Annotated in this window: 29 protein-coding genes and 1 other annotated feature; of the genes, 27 read left to right on the top strand and 2 right to left on the bottom strand. The window is 40.6% G+C overall.

The features are described 5' to 3' along the window. Positions 1-385: 385 nt before the first annotated feature. The 24 genes from ABRT01_RS06905 to yajC all read left to right on the top strand — a co-directional run bounded on the left by ABRT01_RS06905 (position 386) and on the right by yajC (position 19,576). Positions 386-1,426: a rod shape-determining protein gene (locus ABRT01_RS06905; protein WP_367746681.1), complete on the top strand. Its 1,041-nt coding sequence runs from the start codon at positions 386-388 to the stop codon at positions 1,424-1,426. A gap of 12 nt (positions 1,427-1,438) precedes the next feature. Next, positions 1,439-2,320: a rod shape-determining protein MreC gene (gene mreC / locus ABRT01_RS06900; RefSeq protein ID WP_367746680.1), complete on the top strand. Its 882-nt coding sequence runs from the start codon at positions 1,439-1,441 to the stop codon at positions 2,318-2,320. Continuing rightward, a complete protein-coding gene (gene mreD, locus ABRT01_RS06895) occupies positions 2,320-2,847 on the top strand; it encodes a rod shape-determining protein MreD (RefSeq protein ID WP_367746679.1) in 528 nt (175 codons plus the stop codon). The genes mreC and mreD overlap by 1 nt, the downstream gene beginning before the upstream one ends. A gap of 46 nt (positions 2,848-2,893) precedes the next feature. After that, entirely contained in the window at positions 2,894-3,580 is a 687-nt protein-coding gene (minC, locus tag ABRT01_RS06890) for a septum site-determining protein MinC (protein ID WP_367746678.1), read from the top strand. Beyond that, complete coding sequence (gene minD / locus ABRT01_RS06885) at positions 3,573-4,370, top strand: septum site-determining protein MinD (protein WP_269412077.1); 798 nt, start codon at positions 3,573-3,575, stop codon at positions 4,368-4,370. Before minC ends, minD begins: the two co-directional genes overlap by 8 nt. A 374-nt stretch (positions 4,371-4,744) precedes the next feature. Beyond that, positions 4,745-5,536, top strand: a complete 792-nt coding sequence (locus tag ABRT01_RS06880; RefSeq protein ID WP_367746677.1) for a peptidoglycan DD-metalloendopeptidase family protein — start codon at positions 4,745-4,747, stop codon at positions 5,534-5,536. Beyond that, a complete protein-coding gene (locus tag ABRT01_RS06875) occupies positions 5,523-6,386 on the top strand; it encodes a site-2 protease family protein (protein WP_367746676.1) in 864 nt (287 codons plus the stop codon). The genes ABRT01_RS06880 and ABRT01_RS06875 overlap by 14 nt, the downstream gene beginning before the upstream one ends. 108 nt (positions 6,387-6,494) lie before the next feature. Then, positions 6,495-6,597 (top strand) — a sequence feature (ribosomal protein L21 leader region). Positions 6,598-6,608: 11 nt separating this feature from the next. Then, positions 6,609-6,917 (top strand): 50S ribosomal protein L21, encoded by a 309-nt coding sequence (gene rplU / locus ABRT01_RS06870; protein WP_269412080.1) that lies wholly within the window; start codon positions 6,609-6,611, stop codon positions 6,915-6,917. Positions 6,918-6,926: 9 nt separating this feature from the next. Further along, complete coding sequence (locus ABRT01_RS06865) at positions 6,927-7,256, top strand: ribosomal-processing cysteine protease Prp (protein WP_367746675.1); 330 nt, start codon at positions 6,927-6,929, stop codon at positions 7,254-7,256. 14 nt (positions 7,257-7,270) lie between these two features. Continuing rightward, positions 7,271-7,561: a 50S ribosomal protein L27 gene (gene rpmA, locus ABRT01_RS06860; RefSeq protein ID WP_269412082.1), complete on the top strand. Its 291-nt coding sequence runs from the start codon at positions 7,271-7,273 to the stop codon at positions 7,559-7,561. 353 nt (positions 7,562-7,914) lie between these two features. Then, entirely contained in the window at positions 7,915-8,436 is a 522-nt protein-coding gene (locus tag ABRT01_RS06855; RefSeq protein WP_269412083.1) for a Spo0B domain-containing protein, read from the top strand. Between the two features lie 10 nt (positions 8,437-8,446). Next, positions 8,447-9,730 carry a GTPase ObgE gene (gene obgE, locus ABRT01_RS06850; RefSeq protein WP_367746673.1) on the top strand — a complete coding sequence of 428 codons (1,284 nt, stop codon included), beginning with the start codon at positions 8,447-8,449 and terminating at the stop codon, positions 9,728-9,730. Positions 9,731-9,769: 39 nt separating this feature from the next. Beyond that, positions 9,770-10,624, top strand: coding sequence for a prephenate dehydratase (pheA, locus tag ABRT01_RS06845; protein ID WP_269412085.1), 855 nt, complete (start codon positions 9,770-9,772; stop codon positions 10,622-10,624). 149 nt (positions 10,625-10,773) lie between these two features. After that, positions 10,774-11,772 (top strand): SafA/ExsA family spore coat assembly protein, encoded by a 999-nt coding sequence (safA, locus tag ABRT01_RS06840; protein ID WP_367746671.1) that lies wholly within the window; start codon positions 10,774-10,776, stop codon positions 11,770-11,772. Further along, a complete protein-coding gene (locus ABRT01_RS06835) occupies positions 11,765-12,724 on the top strand; it encodes a phosphotransferase (RefSeq protein ID WP_367746670.1) in 960 nt (319 codons plus the stop codon). The genes safA and ABRT01_RS06835 overlap by 8 nt, the downstream gene beginning before the upstream one ends. Positions 12,725-12,787: 63 nt before the next feature. Further along, positions 12,788-13,537 carry an NAD(+) synthase gene (gene nadE, locus ABRT01_RS06830; protein ID WP_367746669.1) on the top strand — a complete coding sequence of 250 codons (750 nt, stop codon included), beginning with the start codon at positions 12,788-12,790 and terminating at the stop codon, positions 13,535-13,537. Between the two features lie 67 nt (positions 13,538-13,604). Beyond that, positions 13,605-14,144 (top strand): YhcN/YlaJ family sporulation lipoprotein, encoded by a 540-nt coding sequence (locus tag ABRT01_RS06825; protein WP_367746668.1) that lies wholly within the window; start codon positions 13,605-13,607, stop codon positions 14,142-14,144. A gap of 238 nt (positions 14,145-14,382) precedes the next feature. Then, positions 14,383-15,114: a YebC/PmpR family DNA-binding transcriptional regulator gene (locus ABRT01_RS06820; RefSeq protein ID WP_367746666.1), complete on the top strand. Its 732-nt coding sequence runs from the start codon at positions 14,383-14,385 to the stop codon at positions 15,112-15,114. Between the two features lie 142 nt (positions 15,115-15,256). Further along, on the top strand, positions 15,257-15,874 hold the full coding sequence (gene ruvA / locus ABRT01_RS06815) for a Holliday junction branch migration protein RuvA (RefSeq protein ID WP_367746665.1): 618 nt from the start codon (positions 15,257-15,259) through the stop codon (positions 15,872-15,874). 12 nt (positions 15,875-15,886) lie between these two features. After that, a complete protein-coding gene (gene ruvB, locus ABRT01_RS06810; RefSeq protein WP_367746664.1) occupies positions 15,887-16,891 on the top strand; it encodes a Holliday junction branch migration DNA helicase RuvB in 1,005 nt (334 codons plus the stop codon). A gap of 2 nt (positions 16,892-16,893) precedes the next feature. Continuing rightward, on the top strand, positions 16,894-17,085 hold the full coding sequence (locus tag ABRT01_RS06805) for a DUF2905 domain-containing protein (protein ID WP_269412093.1): 192 nt from the start codon (positions 16,894-16,896) through the stop codon (positions 17,083-17,085). A 23-nt stretch (positions 17,086-17,108) separates the two neighbouring features. Next, complete coding sequence (gene queA, locus ABRT01_RS06800; protein ID WP_367746663.1) at positions 17,109-18,134, top strand: tRNA preQ1(34) S-adenosylmethionine ribosyltransferase-isomerase QueA; 1,026 nt, start codon at positions 17,109-17,111, stop codon at positions 18,132-18,134. Between the two features lie 23 nt (positions 18,135-18,157). Continuing rightward, entirely contained in the window at positions 18,158-19,297 is a 1,140-nt protein-coding gene (gene tgt / locus ABRT01_RS06795; RefSeq protein WP_367746662.1) for a tRNA guanosine(34) transglycosylase Tgt, read from the top strand. Between the two features lie 18 nt (positions 19,298-19,315). Beyond that, on the top strand, positions 19,316-19,576 hold the full coding sequence (gene yajC, locus ABRT01_RS06790; protein WP_367746661.1) for a preprotein translocase subunit YajC: 261 nt from the start codon (positions 19,316-19,318) through the stop codon (positions 19,574-19,576). A 135-nt stretch (positions 19,577-19,711) separates the two neighbouring features. Here yajC and ABRT01_RS06785 read toward each other — a convergent pair whose 3' ends face one another. Continuing rightward, on the bottom strand, positions 19,712-20,092 hold the full coding sequence (locus tag ABRT01_RS06785) for a TIGR04086 family membrane protein (RefSeq protein ID WP_269412097.1): 381 nt from the start codon (positions 20,090-20,092) through the stop codon (positions 19,712-19,714). A 130-nt stretch (positions 20,093-20,222) separates the two neighbouring features. Then, the gene (gene spoVB, locus ABRT01_RS06780) at positions 20,223-21,767 is read right to left on the bottom strand and encodes a stage V sporulation protein B (RefSeq protein ID WP_367746660.1); all 1,545 of its coding nucleotides are present in this window, start codon (positions 21,765-21,767) and stop codon (positions 20,223-20,225) included. A gap of 205 nt (positions 21,768-21,972) precedes the next feature. On the opposite strand from spoVB, the gene ABRT01_RS06775 reads away from it, so the two are divergent. The 3 genes from ABRT01_RS06775 to ABRT01_RS06765 all read left to right on the top strand — a co-directional run bounded on the left by ABRT01_RS06775 (position 21,973) and on the right by ABRT01_RS06765 (position 25,049). Then, entirely contained in the window at positions 21,973-22,272 is a 300-nt protein-coding gene (locus tag ABRT01_RS06775; RefSeq protein ID WP_367746658.1) for a post-transcriptional regulator, read from the top strand. 55 nt (positions 22,273-22,327) lie between these two features. Continuing rightward, positions 22,328-24,601 carry a protein translocase subunit SecDF gene (gene secDF, locus ABRT01_RS06770; protein ID WP_367746657.1) on the top strand — a complete coding sequence of 758 codons (2,274 nt, stop codon included), beginning with the start codon at positions 22,328-22,330 and terminating at the stop codon, positions 24,599-24,601. Positions 24,602-24,698: 97 nt separating this feature from the next. Beyond that, entirely contained in the window at positions 24,699-25,049 is a 351-nt protein-coding gene (locus ABRT01_RS06765; protein ID WP_269412101.1) for a LapA family protein, read from the top strand. Positions 25,050-25,118: the final 69 nt, after the last annotated feature.

Raw genomic sequence — 25,118 nt, 5'->3', positions numbered from 1 at the left:
GGATGTTCAAAAAGTCCGGTAAAAATGACATGCCCCTGCAAAAGGGGTATGCCGACGCCTGAGCGCAAGCCCGTTTTTAGTCGGCCTTCATTTGAAGAACTCGTTGGCGTGCTTTTCCGCTCCTCATGTACCTTTTATGTACACTCCGGTGCTCAAAGCTACGCCGCCTAGAACTTCTCGGTCCTTTTTGAACACGCATTTATAGACGGATAACAATATCAGCGCCATTTCAATCGTTCAATTGAAACCGGCGTTTATTAAAAAATGGTACTTTTTATACGAATTTAATGTTAAAATGGATAAGTTAGCGTAAATACGTATAGCGAGACATATGGTAACAAATATACATCAAATGTAAGGTACATCATTGGAAAGGGAGATTTCTTTGGGAAGATTTAGTTTGTCACAGGACTTGGGGATAGATTTGGGAACAGCGAATACCCTTGTTTTTGTTAATGGAAAAGGTGTTGTCTTGAGAGAACCATCTGTTGTGGCAAAAAATGTTACAACCGGGGATGTGGAGGCGGTTGGCAGTTCTGCACGGAATATGATTGGCAGAACGCCAGGCAATATTACCGTGATTCGGCCCATGAAAGATGGTGTGATCGCTGATTACGATACAACAGCGGTGATGATGAAATATTTTATTAAAAAGGCGATGCAAAAACGATCTGCATTTGCCAGGAAGCCCAACGTGATGATCTGTGTTCCATCCGGGATTACCATGGTAGAGGAACGCGCAGTTATTGATGCAACCAAACAAGCGGGAGCAAAAGATGCATTTCCGATTGCCGAACCTTTTGCGGCGGCCATTGGTGCTGGCCTGCCCGTTTGGGAACCTACTGGAAGTATGATTGTCGATATCGGTGGTGGTACAACAGAAGTAGCCGTTATCTCATTAGGGGGAATTGTAACAAGCCAGTCAGTTCGAACGGCTGGAGACAATTTGGATGATGCTATTACTCAGTATATTCGAAAAACATACAATTTAATGATTGGAGAACGTTCCGCTGAGTCGATAAAGCTTGACATAGGGGATGCAGGCGAGGTTAAAGACGACAAGGAATTGGATATACGTGGACGGGATATGTTGACAGGACTCCCGAAAACAGTTACTATAACCGCCAAAGAAATAGCTGGATCATTACAGGATACAGTAAAAGAAATTGTCGATGCAGTAAAAAATACATTGGAAAAAACCCCTCCTGAACTTGCCGCCGATATTATCGATCGGGGTATCGTTCTTACTGGTGGTGGATCGCTTTTACAAAATATTGATCAAGTAATAAGTGATGAGACGAAAATGCCTGTATTTGTTGCAGATGATGCATTGGATAGCGTCGCCATTGGTACAGGTAAATCCTTGGAATACATTCAGCACTTTCGCGAGTCCGGGAATGTATCCAATCGTCCTACCGTTGAGTAAGGTTGTGTTTTTATGCCATTTTTTAGAAAGAAACGGTTGTTTATCATTTTAATTGGGTTTATTATTCTTGTTGCATTAATTGGATTTTCACTTAAGGACAGAGGGAATTTATCTACTCCTGAACAGTTTGTTAAGGACACTGTAGGGTTTGCACAAAGTGTTATTCACACACCAGTCAAGTTTTTCACAAATATCTTTACAAATATTAATGATGTTAAAGATACCTACAAGGAAAATCAACTATTAAAAGAAAAACTATCAGAGTATAAAAGTTTAGTTTACGAGGTTCAAGCGATGAAAGAGGAAAACAAGGAACTTCGGAAAACGCTGGATAAAACAGAATCCATCAGAGACTTCAACCCGATCCAAGCTACGGTTATGTCGCGTACACCGGAACGCTGGGTTGATCAGGTAACAATTAACAAAGGAAAACAGGATGGTGTGAAAAAAAATATGGCCGTCATTACGGCTGATGGTATGATTGGAAAAATACAAAGTGTATCCCCGTTTTCATCAACCGTCCAGCTTCTTACCGGTTTTGATCAGTTTAATCGAATATCGGCGACTATTTCTCGTGAGGGTAAGAAAGATATATTCGGTTTGATTGAGTCGTATGATAAGGAAAGCAACTCACTTTTATTTAAAATCATTGAGGAATCAGATAAAGATTTGGAAAAAGGAGAGGTTGTTGTTTCATCCGGGATGGGTGGTGTATTCCCAGAAGGACTGTTAATTGGGACGGTAAAGAAAGTCGTGCCTGATCAGTACGGTTTAACACACACTGCGCTAATAAAACCGGCAGCAAATATGTATAAAATAAATCATGTCATTGTCGTTGATCGGGATCTGGCCGACAAAGATGAAGTGAAAAGTGGTAAGGAGGATAAAAAATAATGAAACGTTTATTTTTACCTCTGATTCTTTTCCTGACTGTAATCTTGGAAGGTGTGGCCCTGGAATTATTACCGGCTCGTCTAGTAACCGGCGAGCTGTTGATAATTCCGCATTGGGCCTTTGTTTTATTGGTATGCGTAGCAATTTTTTATGATAGAGAAAATACATATACATCCGTGCTTTATGCTGTTATTTTTGGATTAATAATTGATATTGTTTATACCGGAATTCTTGGCGTTTATATGTTTACATATGCATTGGTGATTTATGTTGTACATGGATTGAAGAAATTGTTGCACGCCAATTTTTATGTGACATTACTACTGGGATTTCTTGGCATCGTGTTATCGGATGTGATGATCTATATTGTTTATTCAGTGGTTGGAATAGCGGATATCGCGTTTACACATTATATCCTTTACCGGTTAATCCCGACTGCTCTTGCGAATGAACTCTTTTTACTCATTTTGTACCCATTGGTAAGAAGACGGCTAAACGTGTGGAGTAAGGAGCAATTACGCGGCTAGAATCGTTTTGTAAAGATGTAAAAGAAACGAATGGGGTGAACTTGGATTGAACGGGGTCAAACAATTAATAACAATAAAAGGTACAAAGGATGGTCTGACACTGTTTATTGATGATTCGTGCTCGTTTCATGATGTGCTCCGTGAACTAAATGAAAAATTCACGGAACAACCTATCAATCAAACTGAACCATGTGTGTCTGTCACAGTCAAATTGGGTAATCGCTATTTGAATTCGGAACAAACCAGCCAATTGCAAGAATTAATCAGTTCGGATGGTCATTTTTACGTTCAGGCATTTGAATCAGATGTCATCTCCAAAGAAGAGGCCTTGAAGTTAAAAGAGGAAAGTGAAATAAAGGCTTTAAACCGAATGATTCGTTCCGGACAAGTGATAGAAGTAACCGGTGACTTGCTATTAATTGGTGATGTGAATCCCGGAGGAAAGGTTGTTTCAACTGGCAACATTTACATTATTGGTAGTTTACGAGGTATTGCCCATGCAGGTGCATCCGGAGATAGAAGTGCTGTTATAGCCGCATCCTATATGAAACCAAGCCAACTGAGAATAGCAGATTATATCAGTCGTGCCCCGGATTATGAAACGGATGGGGTGTATATGGAATGTGGCTTGATTGATGAGCAAGCGGACAAAATTGTCATTGACCGGCTACAAGTACTTTCACATAAACGAAAGGATTTGGACAGGTTTGAAAGGAGAATACGAAATGGGTGAGGCAATTGTCATTACTTCCGGTAAAGGCGGCGTTGGTAAAACAACCTCTACAGCGAATATTGGTACAGCCCTTGCGTTAATGGACAAGAAGGTTTGTTTGATTGACACAGACATTGGCTTACGTAATCTTGATGTTGTAATGGGACTTGAGAACCGGATTATCTTTGATATTGTTGATGTTATCGAAGGCCGCTGTAAGTTAAGACAAGCTTTGATAAAAGACAAACGTTTTGACTATTTAACGTTACTCCCTGCTTCACAGACAAGTGATAAAGCGGTCGGTACAACGGAAAACATGAAAGAAATTATTGCCGAATTAAAGCAGGAATATGATTATATCCTTATTGATTGTCCAGCGGGTATTGAGCAAGGTTTCCAGAATGCGGTTGCTGGAGCCGATAAAGCAATTGTTGTGACTACACCGGAAAAAGCTAGTGTCCGGGACGCTGATCGGATCATTGGACTTTTGGAAAAGGAAGATATCGAATCACCCAAATTGGTTATTAACCGAATTCGTAACCATATGATGAAAAATGGTGACATGCTTGATGTTGATGAAATCATTCAAATCCTGTCGATTGATTTGATCGGAATTGTAGTTGATGATGATGCGGTTATTAAAGCATCACATACGGGGGAACCAGTTGCCTTTCATCCTGGATCAAAACCATCTATCAGCTACCGTAATATTGCCAGAAGAATTCTTGGAGAAACTGTTCCATTACAATCACTGGAGGAGCAAAAAGGATTGCTTGGACGTATGAAAAAGTTTTTTGGAATACGGTCATAGTCTTTAATAAAAAAACTGTTAAAAGCAATGGAGAATAACGAACTTCTTCATTGCATTTTTGTCACGCATTAACGGGCTGTAATACCCCCACCTCTATAAATGAGAGTAACCAAAAACTTAGAAGGTGGGGGATAAACAGCCCGTAAATTCCTGATTCTGTTCGGGCCTGCACGAGGCAGGTCACAAAGTCGTTGCAACAGGATGTTGCGAATTTAGCCTTTGTTCCTCTGGATCAGTGGGGGTGGAAAGAAAACCCCCACTGAATGAAGTTTCACTTTATATAGGATGTGCAAACTATTCTCATTGGCTCTTCGTATCATAACTTGTCCTTGTCTCACATACAATTGTAAAAAAGTCTGATGAGGATGAGGATTATGAGTAAAGGGGTTAAACAAGTTCGAAAATCGATTGAACAGCGGAAAAAGAAACAACGAACGTTAAACACCACAGAATTACAGCACAAAAAAGTGAATCCGGTTTTTCCACAAGAAGAGGAAAAACATGGATATTATCCTTCCTTGCCAAGTGATTTGGAACAAACCCAAAAGACAAGCCGGGGCAAGCTAGTATCAGGAGTAATGCTGAAAGGAATTCTGTCCGTTATATTGTTTTTCGGTGCAGCACTATTATATCAATCTGGTAATGGTTATTTACAGAAACCGGCAGCATGGACAGCCGCCGCTTTAACGAAGGAATTTCCCTTTGCCCGGGCTAATCAATGGTATCAAGAAACATTCGGTGAGCCTTTAGCATTGACACCTAAGGATAAAACAGCAGAGAACACGGAACAAACAGCAGATGCGGGAGTATTAGCTCTTCCCGTTAATGGAACCGTCGAGGAATCATTCCAGGCAAACGGGTCCGGAATCAAGATTGCTACAACAGATTCGGCAGATGTTTCTGTATTGCGAGAAGGGGTTGTTGTTTTTGCGGGAAATGATCGAAAGACTGATAAAACTGTAGTTGTCCAGCATACAGATGGAAGTTTGTCAACGTATGGTTATTTGAATTCAATTGATGTCCATTTATATCAATATGTCACAGATCATGAACGCCTGGGGAAATTTGTGCCGGATGAAGCAAATAAAGCCGTATTTTTTGCAATTGAAAAGGACAATCAATATGTTGATCCGGTACAGGTAATTAAAGTTGATGACACTCCGTAATTATGTACCGGCCATTCATATTCATCCAATTCTCCTGGTGTTTATTGCCATATCTTTTTTTACTGGAACATTTGTTGAGTTATTTATTATTTTAGCCATTGTTTTGATCCATGAATTAGGACATTATACAATGGCCACCCTTTTTAAATGGCGAATCCGCAGTATCATGTTATGGATTTTTGGCGGGGTCATGGACACAGATGAACACGGAAACCGCCCATTACGTGAGGAGATGCTTGTTACTATTGCGGGTCCCTTTCAACATATATTGATCTATGGTATTATCTGGCTCATTGCAGTGAATGAATTATTACCATCATCCATCATTTTGTTAATGGTTCACTACAATACACTGATTCTTTTGTTCAATCTAATTCCAATTTGGCCGCTTGACGGTGGTAAGTTTCTGTTTCTGTTATTATCTTCTTTTTTGGCTTATCGGACAGCCTATAATCGAACATTGCTTATTTCTTTGATTTTTTGCTCGATCTTCTTATTATTGCAATTGTTTGTTTTTCCATTTACATTGAGTTCGGTTTTGCTTATTCTGTTTTTGCTGAAGGAAAACAGGATGGATTGGAAACAACGGTATTATGTTTTCATGCGCTTTTTAATCAAAAGGTATCAGGGGGAAACTCCCATAAAAGGAATACGATCCATTGTTGTATCGTGTGAAAATAGTTTAATGGATGTATTTTCCCGGTTCCATAGGGAAAGGGAACATGCTATTTATATTAAATTTCCGGGTGACAATCGAAAAACGATAGCTGAAAAAGATTGTTTGCAGCATTTCTTTTATGAGAAACAGTTTGATAAATCAATTGGTGAAATAGCTCGTTATTTGGATTAATGTAAAGTAACAGTTCGTTTATACGCAATAAGTAGATGATTAGCTGTGTTAGCCACTTGACAAAGAGTGTTTGAACATGCTAATATCGATACGTTATTTATCGTAGCACCAATGCTACAACCGCACAGAACAGGTGAAACTAAAGCGTATGCTGAATGCTAGTTTAAACTCAATTTTTTGGGTGCCTGCGATGGCGAGTCTGAGTCTTAAGGAGGTGCAGAAATGTACGCAATTATTGAAACTGGTGGAAAACAAATCAAGGTTACAGAAGGCCAGGAAATTTACGTGGAAAAGGTTGCTGCCGAGACAAATGAATCGGTAACCTTTGATAAAGTGCTTTTCGTGGGTGGTGACGATGTGAAAGTCGGTGCTCCATATGTTGATGGTGCTAGTGTAACTGCAAAGGTGGAAAAGCAAGGACGGGAAAAGAAAATTACCGTGTTCAAATATAAGCCGAAGAAAAATTACCACCGTAAACAAGGTCATCGTCAACCATACACAAAACTTGTTGTCGAAAAAATAAATGCATAGGGTTAAGATATGATTGATATAACTATATTCAGGTCAAATAACCAAATGACGGCATTTGAAATTTCCGGACATGCTGATAGTGGCCCTTATGGCTATGATTTGGTTTGTGCAGGAGTATCAGCAGTTTCCTTTGGTGCTATAAACGCTGTATTGGAAATATGCAGGATTGATCTTGATATTATGCAAGGTGATGAGGGCGGTTACCTTCATGTTGTACTTCCAGACGATCTGGAGCTTGAGGTAATGGAAAAGGTACAGCTCCTGTTTGAGGGAATGATCGTTTCATTAAAAACGATCGCTAACGATTATAGTCAATTTATCAGGATACAGGACAAATAGGGAGGTGTAATCATATGCTACGTCTAAATTTACAGTTCTTCTCACAGAAAAAAGGTGTTGGTAGTACAAAGAACGGTCGTGACTCTGAGTCAAAGCGTCTTGGTGCAAAACGCGCTGATGGTCAATTTGTAACGGGTGGGTCTATTCTTTTCCGCCAACGTGGAACAAAGATTTATCCAGGTGAAAATGTAGGTCGCGGTGGAGATGACACACTTTTTGCCAAGGCTGATGGTGTTGTTAAATTCGAACGCTTTGGCCGTGATCGTAAAAAAGTTAGTGTTTACCCTGTAGCACAGGAAGCTTAATCTAAGAACCCGAATAAAAAAGGATGTTCAAAAAAGGGGAGAATCAGAGTATAACTGATTCTCCCCTTTTTTGATAAAAACTCCGACCTTATTATTTGGGGTCATCATCAAAATCCATGGTTGAAATTAATGAATAAAAATGGTAATGATAAACTAGCCAGCGAAGGAAAAACACGGAAAGCGTAGTGTTTTTCCGTAGCGATCGCCAATATCAAAATTACATCTAATCCGTCAACCATAGATTTTGGTTAAGAGCCATTATTTGGTCAGAGTATTTAATATCAGGACAATCCGAGGTATGCACTTAATCAATATTTCTGCTATAATTTTGATATTACTGGGGAGGGGAAAACTTGAATGAACGAGAAATGGTCGAATTATTAAGATTGTATAGACATGATCTGATGAATGATTTGCAAATTGTACAAGGATATGCATCAATGGAAAAAATGGATAAGGTTAAACAAAAGTTAGCTTCATTGATGAATTATTTTAACGAGGAAAGAAAATTAATGCGTTTGGATATGCCCAAGTTCACCCTTTGGCTGATTTGTTTTAACTCTGTACATACAAATATCCGGTTGTCTTATCATATAAACATGAATCCCATTAACCTGCAAGCAATCGATCAAACGCTGGTAGAAGAATGTCAGTCCGTTGTTGAAATGGTCAAACGTCTTGGTAATGACATGGAAATGTATAAGGGCATTCTTGATTTAAATTGTACGGACACTACTTTAAAAGTAACCTTTTCCCTGGAAGGAAATTTCACAGAAGACACTTCCATTGATGAAGAGAGATTTCCGGATTATTGGGAATTCAGTAAAACGAAAGACGCAGTGAACTGTACTATATCACTTCCGATAACGAAATGAGGTATGATCAATGTTTGTAGATCAGGTTAACGTATACATAAAGGCTGGTGACGGAGGTAACGGGCTGGTTGCTTATCGACGGGAAAAATATGTGCCAAAGGGCGGTCCTGCTGGTGGTGACGGCGGTAATGGTGGTGATGTCGTATTTGAGGTGGATGAAGGATTAAATACGCTTATGGATTTTCGCTACAATCGGCATTTCAAAGCAAAACGAGGCGAAAATGGCATGAGCAAAAACCAGCACGGCAAAAATGCGAATCCGTTGATTGTGCCTGTACCACCCGGAACAACTGTAACTGACATTGATACAAATGAAATTATTGCGGATCTTACCCACCATAAGCAGCAAGCAATCATTGCGCACGGTGGACGTGGAGGCAGAGGGAATTCCCGATTTGCCACACCCAGGAATCCAGCACCTGAATTTGCTGAAAATGGCGAACCGGGACAAGAGCGCAATATCAAGGTCGAATTAAAATTAATTGCCGACGTTGGCCTCGTTGGATTTCCAAGTGTCGGCAAGTCAACTTTTATTTCGGTTGCAAGTGCAGCAAAGCCAAAAATTGCTGCGTATCATTTTACAACATTATCCCCCAATTTGGGTGTAGTAGATACGGACGACCATCGCAGCTTTGTGATGGCCGATTTACCTGGACTAATAGAGGGAGCACATGCGGGGGTAGGTTTGGGACATCAGTTCTTGCGTCACATCGAACGGACAAGAGTTATTGTGCACATCATTGATATGGCAAGTACAGAGGGACGAGACCCGTATGAGGATTACCAAAAAATCAACCTGGAATTAAAGGAATACGATGAGAAATTAATGGATCGTCCACAAATCATTGCCGCCAACAAAATGGACATGCCGTATGCCGAAGAAAATTTACAACACTTTAAGGAAAAATTGACGGATGATTTTCCTGTCTATCCAATTTCTGCATTAACGAAAGAAGGACTACGGGAAATTTTGTTTGCAATTGCCGATGCACTCGATAAAGTGCCGAAAAAAATGATGCCGGAAATAAGCGAAACGGAAGAGGAAGTCGTTTACCGGTATCAACGCCCACAGGCAGCATTTCATATTACCCGGGATGATGATGGTGCGTTTGTTCTTTCTGGAGATAAAATTGAAAAGCTGTTTAAAATGACCGATTTTAATCGGGATGAGGCGGTTCAACGGTTTTCCCGCCAGTTAAGGGGAATGGGTGTAGATGATGCACTCAGAAAGCGGGGAGCTAAAGATGGGGACACAGTTCGATTGCTGGATTATGAATTTGAATTTATCGAGTAATTCATGCGCTCCAAGATTAAAGACAAGGGGTAGATTTGATTGACATTAAGGATAGGATATTTGGGACCGAAAGGAACGTTTACAAAATTGGCAGTTGACCTTATATTTGATGGAGAAACGACAAAGGGTTTTGAAACAATTCCTGATTGTATTGATGCTGTGGACCGGAATGAAATTGATGTTGGAGTTGTCCCGCTGGAAAATACGATTGAGGGAACGGTATCACTGACGGTGGATTATTTGGTGCATCAGGTACGGCTTCCAATTGTTGCCGAAATAGTCGTTCCCATTCAACAACATTTACTTGTTCGACCGGAATTCGCTGGTGAGGTAACGGAATTAACCGAAATCTATTCGCATAGTCATGCAATTGCGCAATGTCATCAGTATATTCATAAATACATACCACAAGCGGTCATTCATTTTACATCGTCAACAGGAAAGGCAGCTGAATTAGTAAGCACGAGTAATAAAAGAATAGCTGCAATTGGCAATCGGCTGGCTGCAAAAGAATTTGGGTTATCGATTTATCAGAAAAATATTCACGATTATGCAAATAACCAAACTCGGTTTGCAGTGTTGACGAAGGATAACTGTAAACTTTCCATCCCTCAGGAAATAGAGACAGAGAAGACCAGTCTGTTAATTACATTGCCAAGCGATTATGCGGGGGCACTGCATCAAGTGTTGTCTGCTTTTGCATGGCGGAAGATGAATCTTTCAAAAATAGAGTCAAGGCCGATGAAAACAGGATTAGGTAATTATTTTTTTATTGTGGATGTGAACCAGCCCTATGATCATGTATTATTTCCGGGGGTTAAAGCTGAATTGGAAGCACTGGGATGTCATGTAACCATATTGGGTACGTACCCTGTATACCAGATGGAACTTTAGAAATGCAACATATTAATTCGTGCCAGTCAGTGGGGATGAAGCCTCACTGACTGTATTAAATTTTTCTCAACATTTCAAGTCCAAATGCATATGTTGTTAAAGAGTGATTAGCCCAATTGTAAATAGAATTGAAGGGAGTTTGATTAAACTTGAAAATCCATGTTGTTCAAAAGGGCGATACATTGTGGGAACTTGCCAAAAAATATGGTGTTGATTTTAATGAACTGAAACAGCTTAACCCACAATTATCAAGTCCCGATATGATCATGCCGGGGATGAAAATAAAAATACCAGGTTCAACCAAAGCGGTACAAAAAGAAGGTATGAAAGAAACGCACCAACCGGCTGCTCACCCATATAAAGAGATGCAGCAGCCAAAACCGATCCCAGTTATTAAAGAAGAACAGAAGGAAAAACCGAAACACGTCCAGCCACATATGCCAATGCAGCCACATATGAATGTAGTACCACAACAGTCTGTAGCACCGCAACAATCTGTCGAGCAAATTCAACCGATTATCCAAATGCCGATCATGGAACAGGAGTTAAAAAATTATACGTCTGTTAATATTCCGGAAATGCAACATCATCATCATGAAAAACCAAAGAAACATCATAAAAAACCTCAGCATCAGCCAATGCCAATGCCACAGCCGATGCCAATGCCAATACCGCAGCCAGTGGCCATGGTACCAATGTGTTGTCATGTAGTAAATCCATGTGGTCCGCCACCGATGCCATGTGACTTTTTTCCAGTAATGGGTGCATTTGATGCAGGGCAGATGCAACCAATGCAACCAATGCATCACTATCACGGCCATGGAAAAATGATGGAATCATCCAGTATGGAAATGCCAATAAAACCGACACTATCTGCCGGTGAAAAGGATTGCGGCTGTAAAGAAAAAACACCATTTCCGCAATTTTCTCATGAGCACCCGATGCATCAACCGTTTTACAGTATGCAGTCACCAGATGATTGGCAGGCTTATCCAGAATGGCGGGAACAACAACCTGTACCAACCTATCCACCCCAGTGGTCAATGACACCAGAATATCAACCATTTCCAACACCACCGGGTTATCCAGATTTTTCAGCAGATGACCGGACAGTTGAAGATGATGAGGATGAATCTTCAGGTGAATAAGTATAATCAAAGAGACGAGATGCGAATTGATCGTCTCTCTTCTTTTTTATATCATAAAGGGCAATTGGATTGTATTAAAATAACACCGATTAAAGCACATGTCTTTCACATATCAACCCTCCAAAAAAACCACTATATCTTAAAGAAACATCCTAAACTAAAAGTGCTGCAACAACAATGGGATTTTTTTGATGCGATCGATTCACCGGTCGTTGTCCCATTCACACGATTCCCCAATGGCCAAAAATTCATTAAACATGACAATTCCCTTTGGACGATTGCACCATTTGTCCGGGGAGAGAAATTGCATTATTCGATCGAACGTGATCGGCAAGAAAGTGTTGCCACACTAAGGCGTTTTCATCAGGATGCGATGTCAGTCAATATTAGACATCCACTTGAACGCACACTGTTTTATGTCCGATGGTCTCACAGACTGGCACGATTTAAAAAAACAGAAAGGTGTTTTATGGAAAATGGTTACTCGACACTATTTCGGGATATTGTAAAAACAACCGAACTGCAATTATCGTTTATCAGTCACTTTGATTGGCGGAAATTAGAGCAAAGTACCGCAAAAAGGCCGGAGTGGATTCATGGGGATGTGGCAGGACATAATTTTATTCGTGGGTCAGGGGTACGGATGATTGATTTTGATTTACTTGCTTGTTCCCCTGCGCTTTACGATTATATTCAACTGGGTCAGCGGTTTTTACCTTATTTGGAATGGGATTTGGATAAATTGCTTGTATATGAAATGGTGGGGGAGAAAGAATTAAAATTGTGGATTCATGCAATGCTCGTGCCAACCGATGTTTTACGAGAATGGCTGCATTATTTGGGTAGCAATGTAGGTGAGTCGATGAAAGATTACTTACGAAGGATGGAAAACGACTGGCTAAAACGGCGATATTTTTTGAAAACCGCTAAATTAATGCTAAAATCAACGTAATCAATGTTTGTGAAAATAAACCAGATTTTCCACAACTCATCACAGTAAGAGGAGCGATATATCGTGAAAGAACTAGTCGAAAATATGGTACAATGGTTACAGCAACAGGTCAAGGAAGCGGGCGTGAAAGGATTGCTTGTCGGGGTGAGCGGCGGACTCGATTCTGCAGTTGTAGCTCATTTGATTAAGCGGGCTGCACCCGATCACTCACTAGGGGTAATTATGCCTTGTAAAAGTAATCCCACTGATATCAAACATGCAAATGACGTCGTTGCAAGCTGCAATATCAATGACATCACAGTCGATTTGACAGCCACACATGATACCCTTTTTACCACTATTTCGCAACAGGTAACCGAAAAACAGGAATGGCAGGAAGCAAATGAACGACTTGCGGATGCCAATTTGCGAGCGCGCTTGCGAATGAGTACGTTATATACATTGGCAACCAACTATAACTATTTGGTGGTCGGAACCGATAACGCTGCAGAGTGGTATACAGGCTATTTCACAAAATATGGTGACGGAGGCGTTGATATCCTGCCAATGGTGGAATTAACCAAACAAAAAGTAAGAGAGGTAGCGGAATTTGTTGGAGTTCCGGACCATATTATCCATAAAAAGCCGAGTGCTGATTTGTGGGAAGGGCAAACCGATGAAGCGGAAATGGGTACCAGTTATGACGTGATTGATGCCTATTTACAAGGCAGGAAAATTCCTGAAAAGGATAAAGCGTTGATTGAAAAACTGCACAAACGGACAGAACATAAGCGAAACGGAGCAAAACATTTTCATATTGGTTATCCACTATGAAGGGATAATTTAACTGTGTTAAAAAACACCTCTTTCAACCAAGCTAATTGGTAAGGAGGTGTTTATGATGAAACAAAGCGTAATCGGCATTACCGGTTTAAGCTTACTGCTGTTATTCGGTTGTTCGAATACAAATACAGATAACAATGGTACTGCGCAAAATGATAATCCAAAAACACAATCCATCAATTATGAAACAAATCACGAACGCAATGACCGCTTGGGGATAAATGATCAATCAATCGGCGATCGTGGCGGATATCCGCAAAATGATCAAAGTGGCACAAATGCTTCAAATGGTCACAAAGGTAAATACTCCGATAACTATGTGAATGAAAAGTCAGATCAAATTTATCAGCGATTAATCAATTACAGGGAAATAAAGCAAGCACAAGTAGCCATCGCGGATGACAAAGTGATTGTCGCTTTAATGCTTAATGATTATAACGACCAAAATGTCCGTGACTTAGTGGTTAATGAAGTTAAAAAGGTTGAACCAGATAAAGAAGTCGTGATTTATACAGATGACATCCATTGGAATCGAGTACAAAATATGAAAGCTCGCGGGTCAACCGATGGACATGCAAATGGACCATATAATGATTAACCTTTGCTATTGTGGCAAAGGTTTTTTTCGGAACAAAGTATTAAGGGCCTTACGCGCCAAACTGACTGATGAATGAAATGCCACTTTATCACGCATTAACCGGCAGTAATACCCTCACTCCGGGACTTCAGCTTAACCTGTGGGGGTAAACTGCCAGTAGATTCCTGATTTGAAGCTTTATTATTTACATGTTTTTTGGTATAGTGAAAAAGGAAATTTCTAGAGAGGAGAATGTCCGATGGCTGGTCATTCTAAGTGGAAAAATATACAACGACGAAAAAATGCGCAAGATGCCAAAAAGGGAAAAATATTTATGCGCCATGCGAAGGATATTTATATGGCGGCCAAAGCAGGCGGTGGCGATCCGACAACCAATGCAAACCTGCGCTTAACGATAGATAAAGCAAAAGCGGATAATATGCCAAACGATAATATCGATCGGGCAATTAAGAAGGCTACTGGTACACTGGATGGAGCAAATTTTGAAGAGCTCACATATGAGGGTTACGGTCCAGGCGGTGTGGCGGTTATTGTCAATGTTTTAACAGATAATAAAAATCGTACGGCTGCAGAGGTTCGCCATGCTTTTAAAAAGAACGGCGGCAATTTAGGGGAAAATGGCAGTGTCTCATTTATGTTTGACCGCCAAGGATATATTGTGATTGAAAATGAAGATGGTTCCGTTGATGAGGATGCAATAACACTTGATGCCATTGAGGCAGGTGCTGATGATATCGTCACCCAAGACGGCGCATATGAAATATATACATCACCGGACAGTTTTTCAGCTGTTAGTGAACAGTTACGTGAGAGTGGTTACGAACTTGCCGAGGCTGAAGTTACGATGATTCCACAAACATATAACAAATTATCACCAGAAGATGAAGAAAAAATGCTGCAATTAATTGATCTGCTCGAGGATAATGAGGACGTGCAGGATATCCACCATAATATGGAGGAGTCAGAATAACGAGTTGTTGGTTCTGGCATGAAAAAAGCACCAATTCTAATATAATTGGTGCTTTTTTCATGTGACCCACTGTTCAATTCAGTATTAAAAAATAGTATAGATGTGATATGATTAGGGAAGAAATGCAAAGGAGCAGATCTATATGATTGCATACATTAGAGGTATGGTTACATTTATTCATGATAATTCTGTTATAATAGATGTTCAGGGTGTTGGATATGAGATAATATGTGCGAACCCGTTTGCATTTCAGTCACTGTTGGATAAGGAAGCATTTATCTATACATATCATTATGTTCGCGAGGATACACAAGTATTATACGGTTTTAAACGACAGGATGAAAAACTGTTATTTACCAAATTGCTTCAGGTGTCCGGTATTGGACCCAAAGGAGCGCTTGCAATCCTGGGGTCTGTAAATACGGCTGATTTTGTTGCAGCGGTAGAGCGTGAAGATGATAAATTTTTGACAAGCTTTCCCGGTATCGGAAAGAAAACAGCCAGACAGGTCATATTGGATTTGAAAGGTAAATTAACCAATATGCTGTCATTGGATACGCAGCCTCAAGACAAGGCTAATATGGCGGAGGAAAACAACAAAGAATTTGACAAAGGGTTGACGGATGCCCAGGAGGCATTAAAATCACTTGGTTATTCTGAACGTGAAATTAAAGCTATTTTACCGCAACTACAACAAGATGACGCTGTAAGTACTGACGAAATCATTCGTAAGGCACTGGGACTACTTGTTAAAAGTTAGGGGAGATGAAGCATGGAGGAGCGCATGGTTACAGGAGAATTACAGGCAGACGATGCGACTGACGAACTCAGTCTTCGCCCCACTACATTAAATCAATATATTGGGCAGCGGAAAGTAAAAGATAATTTGCGGATTTTTATTCAAGCGGCAAAAATGCGTGAGGAGCCACTTGACCATGTATTAATATATGGACCACCAGGATTGGGGAAAACAACGCTTGCTGCAATCATTGCGAATGAAATGGGTGTTCAGTTCCGTTCGACTTCCGGCCCTGCTGTTGAACGGTCGGGAGATCTTGCCGCTATTCTTTCGTCGCTTGAACCCGGTGACGTTTTATTTATTGACGAAGTACATCGACTGCCACGGTCGGTTGAAGAAATATTATATCCGGCAATGGAAGACTTTTTCCTGGATATTGTGATTGGTAACGGTCCAAGTGCCAGGTCGGTTCGTATTGATTTACCACCTTTTACATTGGTTGGGGCTACAACGAGAGCAGGTTTGCTTTCTGCCCCATTGCGGGATCGCTTTGGAGTTCTCAGCCGGTTGGAGTATTATGAAACGGAGGATCTATGCTCAATCGTAGAACGAACGGCGGAAATTTTTCAAACGTCGATCACCAAAGAGGCAGCCAAAGAGGTAGCTGGACGGTCACGGGGAACCCCCCGAATAGCCAATCGATTATTGAAACGAATTCGTGATATTTCACAGGTTAAGGGTGAAAAAGAAATTAGCCTTAAAACAACCGATATCGCACTGGATATGCTGCAGGTTGATGATGTTGGACTGGATCATATCGATCATAAGTTATTAAAAGGGATTATTGAGGGATTTAGAGGCGGTCCGGTTGGCCTGGATACAATCGCTGCAACCATTGGTGAAGAATCACAGACGATTGAAGATGTTTATGAGCCATATTTATTGCAAATTGGCTTTATCCAGCGGACTCCGAGGGGAAGGATAGTCACCCCCAAAGCATATCAGCATTTTGGCTTAAAAGGAAACGATAGCGAATGAGTATGGGGAAACTATTCATTATTCTGGGGATTGTGTTCATTCTAATTGGGACACTTTGGACCTTTGTCGGCAAACTCCCGGGAGATATTAGTTTTAAAAAGGGGAATTTCTCCTTCCATTTTCCAATTATGACATCAATTGTCGTTAGTGTTATTTTATCGTTAATCCTGTATCTATTAGGACGATTTCGTTAGGACATAGCAAGGAGATTTTGAACATGGATATAGAAGATTTTGATTTTGATTTACCGGAAGAATTAATTGCACAAACTCCATTGAAAGACCGGTCCGCATCAAGGCTATTGGTATTAAATCGGAAAGCTAAAACAATGGAACATAAACATTTTACGGATATTAAACAATATTTGCATCAAGGGGATTGCCTTGTGTTAAATGATACACGGGTAATGCCTGCCAGACTTTATGGTATCAAAGAAGATACAGGGGCAAAAGTCGAAATTCTGCTTTTGCATCAACAGGAACAAGATAACTGGGAAGTACTAGCTAAACCTGCCAAAAAAATTAAACAGGGGACAAAGCTTGTTTTTGGGGATGGAAAATTGACAGCGACATGTTTGGACATTCTCGACCATGGTGGGCGAATCATGCAATTTGACTATGATGGTATTTTTTATGAAGTGTTGGATGAACTTGGTGAGATGCCGTTGCCGCCGTATATTAAACAACAGCTTCCAGAAAAGGAACGCTACCAGACGGTTTATGCCAAAGAAGAAGGATCAGCGGCGGCGCCAACAGCGGGATTGCATTTTACCACGGAATTGCTGGATGAGATACGGCAGATGGGGGTAACCATTGCCTTTATTACCTTGCACGTTGGTCTGGGAACATTTCGCCCCGTTAGTGTTGATAAAATTGATGAGCATAAAATGCATTCAGAGTTTTATCATATGTCAAAAGAAACCGCAAAAACCTTAACAGATGTCAAAAACCATGGCGGTCGCATTATATCTGTGGGTACGACATCAACGCGTACACTGGAAACGATTGTCCGCGACCACGGTGGGTTTGTGGAGGCAAGCGGGTGGACTGATATTTTTATTTATCCGCCATACGAATTTAAGGCTATTGATGGGTTGATCACCAACTTCCATTTGCCAAAATCAACCCTGATCATGATGGTTAGTGCCTTGGCTGATCGCAAGACGATTTTAGCTGCATATCACGAAGCCGTTGAAAAGCGCTATCGATTCTTTAGTTTCGGTGACGCCATGTTCATTATTTAAGTATACTGCGAAGGACGAATAACATGACTGCAATAACATATGAATTAATTAAGACGTGTAAACAATCAGGTGCCAGACTTGGAAAAGTGCATACACCACACGGTTCATTTGATACACCAATATTTATGCCAGTAGGTACCCTTGCGACGGTTAAGACGATGAGCCCGGAAGAATTAACCGGAATGAATGCCAGGATCATTCTTTCCAACACGTACCATTTATGGCTTAGACCGGGGGAGGATATCATTCAGGAAGCAGGTGGACTGCACAGATTTATGAACTGGGATAAACCGATCCTGACAGATTCCGGCGGTTTCCAGGTTTTTAGTTTAAGTGATATACGCGATATTAAAGAGGAAGGTGTGCATTTTCGTAATCATCTAAATGGAGAGAAACTATTTTTATCTCCGGAAAAATCAATCGACATCCAGAATAAGCTAGGGTCGGATATTATGATGGCATTTGATGAGTGCCCGCCGTATCCTGCAACGTATGAATATATGAAAGCATCTGTTGAACGCACATCACGTTGGGCAGAGCGTTGTTTGCATGCCCACCGTAATGTGGAAAATCAGGGACTATTCGGGATTGTTCAAGGTGGGGAATATAAGGATTTACGCAAACAAAGCGCAGCAGATTTGGCATCATTGGATTTCCCGGGGTATGCAATTGGGGGTCTTTCGGTAGGAGAACCGAAAGAGGTTATGAACGAGATGCTCGAATTTACCGCTCCACTTCTACCAACAAATAAACCAAGATACTTGATGGGAGTAGGATCACCGGATTCGCTCATCGATGGCGCCATCCGTGGTGTGGACATGTTTGATTGCGTATTACCAACGAGAATTGCCCGGAATGGGACATGCATGACATCTAACGGGCGACTTGTTGTAAGAAATGCCAAATATGCCCGTGATTTTGGGCCAATTGATGAAAATTGCGATTGTCATGTGTGTCAAAATTATTCGCGAAGTTATATCCGACATTTAATAAAATGTAATGAAACGTTCGGATTTCGACTTACTACTTACCATAATTTATATTTTCTGTTAGAATTAATGAAGAAAGTACGAGAAGCGATACGTGACGATCGACTTTTGGACTTTAAAGAAGCATTCTTTGAACAATATGGTTTCAACCAGCCGAATGCCAGAAATTTTTAAAGAAGGGAGGAATATATAATGGACATGCTTATCCAATTATCACCGATTATTTTAATGTTTATTATCTTCTATTTTTTACTTATTCGTCCACAGCAAAAGCGACAAAAGCAAGTACGACAAATGCAGTCGGAACTAAAAAAAGGAGATAATGTTGTAACAATTGGTGGATTTCATGGTACCATTCACCAAATTGATGAAAATCTCATTGTTATTCAAGCTGGTGATGGAACAAAATTGACATTTGACCGTTCAGCGATTCGCGAAACAAAGGCGGACTAATAAAGGAAAAGCAGCAGACTTCGTATGAAATTGCAAATCATAAAAGGTCTGTTGCTTATGCTGCAAAAAGTTATTTTACATAGAAAAAGAGGAACAGGCATTGCCTGTTCCTCTTTTGGGTTAAATGGTATGAGTTTAATTGCTTTCCTGCCCTGCTACATTTACTCCGATAACACCACCAAAAAGGGCTGCAACAATAAATCCCAGGTGGTGCAGGGTCTGTTCCAATGAAAATGTTTGCTGGAAACCTAAATATTGTACAAGAAAGATAAATAGGGTAAAACCCAACCCTGTTACTGTTCCGATAATCCAACCCTTTTTTTTGCTTTTTACGCCGGCGACAATACCACCGATGAATAATGCAATAAGTCCGATGATTAAGCTGGCCCAGGATAGTGTCGTTTCATTCATGCTGGTAAATCGGAGCAGAAGTCCCAAAACAAAACTCGTTAACAAAATAAGACCGAGGATAACGATCCAGCCATACAGTAATGCGGTAAGCTGTTTTCCTCTCATAAATTCTTCCCTCCCTTGATTGTCCACTTATTGTCATTTTATTCGCCTGTACAGAAAATAGACTGAAAAAATTTCAAATGACTGGTCTGTATCCTGTATTGCCCCAGATGCTTTTGACACTGTCCAGAGATTAAACCCACTTTTGAATAATCGGAAGCTGCTTCAATTCTTCTCTGGTAATAAACCTTAGGACAAACAACAGAACAATATATAAACAGCCAATAACGAACAACATCAAAAAGAAAATCAGGATATTTGGATCCATATGTTGATAGATTGCTTTGAAAAATTCCCCTACAAACCAAGTAGTTACAAGCAAAACAATCATTTTTATCACATCTTTAAAAGGGATTGAATAATGAATCGCCTTGTTAAGGGATACCAAATGCAGCAAGGTTACCAATACAACACTCGCTGACATGGCGATTGCTACTCCCATAATTCCGAAATTTGGATTGGATGCCAACAAAATCAGTACGGTAAATTTACAGGCTGCACCAATCAAACTGTTCCACATGGCTGGCCTGGCCAAATCAAGGGCCTGTAATGCAGATTGTAATGGTGCCTGGATGTAAAGCAGTAAATAAAAAGGGGCCATAAGTACTAAGAATTTGCTTGCATTTCCGGTTCCATACATATATGTTAATATAGGTACGGAAAAAAGTGTTAGTATAATGGTGGCAAGAGCCCCGGAAGCAAAGGAAATACGAATGGATTGGTGGATTCGGTAATGAATTAATCGGTCATGTCTTTTTGCGTCCGCCTCAGATATCGATGGAACAAGGGCAATCGATAAGGAATTGGTAATAAATGTTGGCAAAAATAGTAATGGCAAGGCGAATCCGGTTAGTTCACCATACTGCTTTGTTGCCAGACTGCTTGATATTCCCGCGATAGCCAAACTTTGTGCGACCAGGATTGGTTCCAAAAAATTGGAGAAAGAACCAATTAAACGACTGCCTGTACTAGGCAAGGCAATCGAAAATAATTCTTTTAGTGTATGTTTACTAGCCTTTAGATACGTGAAAAATCGATAGCGAATCTTGATCGTTTTTTTACGCTTGAAAATTTGGATCATCACGAGCAAAGATACAAATTCGCCGAGAATAACACTAAACATGGCACCGGCTGCTGCGTATTCAATCCCATAAGGCAGCAGCAGTTTAATGAATAAAGCAACACTGGTGATCCTGACAACTTGTTCGATGACCAGGGTATAGCTTTGCGGTTTCATGTTTTGTTTCCCTTGGAAGTACCCTTTAAGCACTGCAGAGACAGCGGTGATTGGGATAATTGGACTGATTGCAATCAATGGATATAACGTTCGTTTATCGGTTAAGGAAGCGACAAATGGTGAAAAAGCAATCATACCTATGGTAAAAACAATACTGGATACCGCAGTTACGATTAACGATACGGTAAGGATTTTTTTAACCTTCACACGATCATTTTTGGCTTCTGCTTCGGCCACACGTTTGGAAATTGCAACAGGCAAGCCTAATTGGGTCAGGGTCATGACGAGAAAGAGGGTTGGCAGTGCCATCATATAAATGCCCACACCTTCCTCGCCCAGAAATCGTGCAAGTACCATGCGATTGATAAATCCGAGAAAACGGGTAATCATACCAGCCATAATTAATATTAATGTTCCTTGTAGAAATGATTGTTTGGTCATTTTGTACGTCCTGCCTTCTCAAAAAATAAATTTTCGTATACAATGATATATATGCTATGAAGTTGGCCAAGCATGACAATATTTACATCTTGTGGTGAAACGGTGTAAGATATTATTTGTTATTGCTGTTTACATAGGGTCGAAAATTACTTTGCAGCTGATTTTTTCTTTCGACAGGTATATCCCGATAACAGGAGGGAACAGTGTGGAAAAGGTGCAACGTGTGGAACAATGGAAATCACACATCAAGCCTGCATTGGATAGCAAGACGAGTGAGTTAAGGCTAATGGGGTATATGCAGGCAACCAATGATGACATTTGGGATTGCTTGGTAAAAAAGGTTTGGAAAGGAAACCCAACCAAACGTTTATATGAGGTGACGAATGATATTTTTCACCTTGCATCAAATGTATATATGAGTTATTTAACACTTGAAGCGTATCAGGATGATGATTTAGCAGCATCCATTGCTGCATTAACGGACGATGGGAATGAAACAGATTAATGCAGTTTATCAGGTTTAAAATGCGCTACCGATATAAAGGGAGGCAATCTAGTAGATGAAAAACAGAGGCAGGATCGTTGCCTTTTTTCTAATCATCCTCTTGTTCGCGGGATTGATTGGGACAACGATAACAGGAATTACCAAGAAAATAAATTTGGGACTGGATCTGCAGGGCGGCTTTGAGGTCTTGTATGATGTGCATCCGGTTAATGAACATCAAAAGGTAGATCGGCAATTACTTGAGGCTACTGTTCGTACACTGACTGAGCGGGTGGATCGTCTTGGTATTAGTGAAGCGAACATCGATATTGAGGAGCCAAATCGGATCCGGGTTCAGCTTGCCGGGGTTAAAGATCAAAATGAGGCAAGGGAGTTACTAGCTACATCAGCCCGTTTATCTTTCAGGGATGTAAATGACAAAGAACTGCTAAATGGTGCCGATGTAAAAGAAGGCAGCGCCAAACAGGATTTTGACCCGGACACAAAACAGCCGATTGTCACATTGTCGTTAAAGAGTGCCGAAAAATTTGCGGATGTTACCAGTAAAATTAAGGATATGAATGATCCAGATACACCTTATGCCGATAATTTGCTTGTTATCTGGATGGATTATCAAAAAGGTGATTCATTTGCCGAGGAAAATCAAAAAGATGATCCGAAATACATTTCCGCTCCACAAGTATCACAAACACTAAATACAACCAATGTAATGATCAGTGGAAATTTTACGGTTGATTCCGCGCAGCGTTTGGCGGATGTAATTAATTCAGGATCACTACCGGTTAATTTAACGGAAAAATATTCTACATCCGTTGGTGCGCAATTTGGGCAGCAAGCACTAAATAACACAGTGTTTGCAGGAATAATTGGTATAGCTGCGGTCTTCTTATTCATGATCGTTGTTTACCGTTTTCCGGGTCTGATTGCATCCATTAATTTAAGTATCTATATTTATCTCATTTTATTATTCTTTGAGCTGTTGCATGGTACATTGACATTACCGGGGATTGCCGCACTAATCCTTGGCGTCGGAATGGCTGTTGATGCGAATGTAATCACGTTCGAACGCATAAAAGAAGAAATGCGGGATGGGAAATCATTACAATCCGCATTTAAAGCAGGGACAAGCAACTCATTGCCGTCCATTCTTGATGCCAACATCACAACAATCCTGGCAGCTGCTGTACTGTTTATTTTTGGGACAAGCTCGATAAAAGGGTTTGCGACCATGCTGATTCTCAGTATTCTGGTTAGTTTCCTTACCGCCGTTTATGGTTCAAGACTTTTGCTGCAACTTTGGATTAAATCAAAGTTCCTGAAAAATCGTCCAGGCTGGTTCGGCGTGAAGAAAAAAGATATTCGGGATATCCGGGATCGGACCGAGGTAGAGCCAACGCTGTTTCGCCGGGAAATCAATCCGGTTAAACACCGAAAAAAATTCTTTATTGCATCGACATTGATGGTCATACTCGGTGTTATTGCACTTGCGATCTTCAAGTTAAATCCGGGAATTGATTTTACCAGTGGGTCAAGAGTGCAGATTATGAGTGATCATTCGCTATCAGCGGATGAAATTGTCAAAGATCTGGATGAGCTGGACATTAAACCTAAGGAAAAACCGGTTATTTCCGGGGATAACAATAATGTTGCAGTTATCCGTTACGATACGGTTCTTAATAAAGACAAAATCGCCGACTTAAAAAATTATGCCAATGACAAGTATGGTGAAGATCCTAGTGTTAGTGTGGTATCGCCAATTGTCGGGCAGGAACTGGTTAAGAATGCATTAAAAGCACTCGCAGTTGCTTCGATCGGCATGATTATTTATGTGGCGTTCCGATTCGAATTTTTCTTTGCGATTACTGCCATTATTGCGTTGCTCCACGATGTATTTTTTATCCTGGCATTCTTCAGTTTTACCAGGCTTGAATTTGATGCGACAATTGTTGCTGCGGTTCTGACCATTATTGGATATTCCATAAATGATACGATTGTTACCTTTGACCGGATCAGAGAAAATATCCGAAATAAAAAGCGGGTCAAATCGTTTGGAGAACTTGCCAAAATTGTCAACCGAAGTTTAGTACAAACAATGACGCGTAGTATCAACACGTCACTTACGACATTAATTGCTGTGTTGGCATTCTTGTTTTTAGGTGCTGAATCGATTAGAGGATTTGGAATTGCCCTGGCAGTTGGACTGATTATGGGTACGTATTCGTCCTTGTTCCTGGCCTCCCAACTCTGGTTGGTATGGCGCGGTAAAATGCTGAAGAAAAAACCAGTTGTGTTTGCAAAGAAAAAACGTACAGAGGGACCGCAGGTTTAATATCAAAAATAACGATCCAAACCCTTGTTACATTTTGGTAACAAGGGTTTGTTTGCTAATAAATCAGGGTAATAAACATGACATAAGGAGGAGCATTATGCGTGGACAAACTTATGTAATTCTGGCAATTGTTGTTGTGATCATTGTAGCTATATTTGCAGTGACCAATGTTGATACGGTTGAGGTAAATTATCTGTTTTGGTCAGGCTCGGCACCGCTTATTCTGGTTATATTATTTTCTGTTTTGATGGGGGGCATTATTACTGCCGCTGTTGGGGCGATCCGATTATTTCGATTGCAGCGGGAAGCCCGGTCACTAAAAGCAGAGAATCGGGAAATGAAGCAATTATTGCAGAAACATGGATTGGCTGATAAGTTGCGTCATCAGTATGATAAACAACAGTCGGCGAACAGCAATAAAGATAACCCAAATAATTCAACGCGCTGACAAGAGGTTTACACTTTTCTGATTGCCACTCCTGACATGATTTGTGTATAATAGGCTAGTCAGGGGTGA

Source organism: Lentibacillus sp. L22, assembly GCF_040812445.1.
Classification (GTDB): domain Bacteria; phylum Bacillota; class Bacilli; order Bacillales; family Amphibacillaceae; genus Lentibacillus_C; species Lentibacillus_C daqui.
This window is presented reverse-complemented; position numbering and strand designations above follow the sequence as displayed.